The organism is Bacteroidota bacterium (genome assembly GCA_039714315.1).
In the GTDB taxonomy this organism is placed as follows: domain Bacteria; phylum Bacteroidota; class Bacteroidia; order Flavobacteriales; family JADGDT01; genus JADGDT01.
This window is the reverse complement of record JBDLJM010000271.1, coordinates 1-1,598: the sequence shown is the minus strand read 5'-3', so window position 1 is coordinate 1,598 and position 1,598 is coordinate 1. Positions and strand designations below refer to the sequence as shown.

Sequence of the window (1,598 nt, the reverse complement as noted above, 5' to 3'; positions counted from 1 at the left end):
CGGCCTGTTTTTATTATGTACGATTTTTTAATTCTGAATAACAGCAGCGTGAACCTGTCTTTCGCATTCCTTTACAACTTCTTCTTCGTTTTCGAAATCTTTTGGTTCAATATCTTTCAATCTTTCAAAAGTGAGAGTCATGCCAAAGGGGAATGGGAACTTTAACTTCCATGTTCCGGAAATAGCAACAGGAATTACAATAGCCGATGGTGCCTTTTTTATTAGAGCAGCAGTACCTGCAGGTTTAAAACTTCTCAGTAAATCTCCCTGATGCTTACGTGTTCCTTCCGGAAAAATACATGTTACAGATTTATTGTCTTCAATATGTTTTGCCAGTCTTAGAATCTCAGAAATAGACTGTCTGCGATCCTTTCTGTCGATTAGGGCAGATTTACTTTTTCTTAAGTTATAAGAGATGCTGGGTATTTTTCTTCCAAGTTCAGCTTTTGAAACAAATGAAAGATCGAATTTTCTGAAAATCCAGTTTATATTAGTAATGTCGTGTATGTGATGGTGGTTTGCTACGATTATAATTGGTCTGCCTTTCGGTATATTTTCAAAATTGATAAAACGTTGATGAATACCTGCTAAATACAGAGACTTAGTCAGGAAAAACAACATGCCGTTAACAGCCCTGCGCTGCCATTCTCTTCCTCCAATCCAAAAGGCAATCATTTGTAATGGATGAAAAATTGCAAGAGCCAGTCCAAATACAATAAAATGTAAGGGAGTGAAAATATAGCCTAATAGTTTTTGCATTTCTTAATGTTTTTTGCCCTAAAAAGGAATTTATCAAAAATATACTGCTTACTGTAAAAATAATTGGTGGCGAAAATAATTATTTTTATTTAAATATCCTTTATTTACTAATATTATAGGGTATTATTTGTTTACTTTTGATTTTTTGTAATTAGTCAAAGATAAACCTATGCATATATTGAAAAGTAGCTACACAAAAATTATTACATCGTTATTTTCCGCAATTATTCTTTTATCTTCATGTAGTGTGTACAGACCTAAACCAGTAGAACCGGAGTCTGTTAATTATAATGGTAAAGAAGTGTATATGCAATTTATTGATTCGCCTGAGTATATTTATATTCTTGATGATATGGAGATAGAAGGGAATATAATAAAAGCAAGACTTAGAAGTGATTTTCAAAGGATGAATACAAAAAATGCAATTATTATCTGGAAAAATGAGATTGGAGATCTGAAATACAAGGACAGGTATCTGGTTAACATTAATATGAATGAAGTTGAAAGTGTAGAAGAGTATAAGTATTCCAGAAGTGCAACGATACTGCAAACTTCGGGAATTGCTTTTGGAGCGTTTCTTATTGGATTTCTGATTTATCAGGGAACTTGACAGTACAATTATTAAACCTCACTAAAACTCGCAATCAAATTATATAAAAGGAATCTTATCCTTCAATTTTACCTGTGTAATATTGGGATCAACCCAAAAATCTGGGGATTAAAATTAATTTCAAGGCAAAAGTAAATTGTCCTAGGTTTTACTCTCCCCCAGAAAATGGGCTTGATCCATTAAGATTTCAGTATAAGGAATAAAAAAAACCGCTTCGTTATGAAGCGGT

The 1,598-nt window shown here is 32.8% G+C and carries 2 protein-coding genes; one reads left to right on the top strand and one right to left on the bottom strand.

The features are described 5' to 3' along the window. Positions 1-27: 27 nt before the first annotated feature. Positions 28-759, bottom strand: a complete 732-nt coding sequence (locus ABFR62_14265) for a lysophospholipid acyltransferase family protein (GenBank protein MEN8139582.1) — start codon at positions 757-759, stop codon at positions 28-30. 169 nt (positions 760-928) lie between these two features. Here ABFR62_14265 and ABFR62_14260 point away from each other — a divergent pair, with 169 nt between their 5' ends. Next, positions 929-1,369: a hypothetical protein gene (locus ABFR62_14260; protein ID MEN8139581.1), complete on the top strand. Its 441-nt coding sequence runs from the start codon at positions 929-931 to the stop codon at positions 1,367-1,369. The last annotated feature ends 229 nt before the right edge of the window (positions 1,370-1,598 follow it).

Coding starts and splice junctions, on each gene's coding strand:
- ABFR62_14265 (MEN8139582.1), bottom strand. CDS start 759: ATGCAAAAACTATTAGGCTATATTTTCACTCCCTTACATTTTATTGTA.
- ABFR62_14260 (MEN8139581.1), top strand. CDS start 929: ATGCATATATTGAAAAGTAGCTACACAAAAATTATTACATCGTTATTT.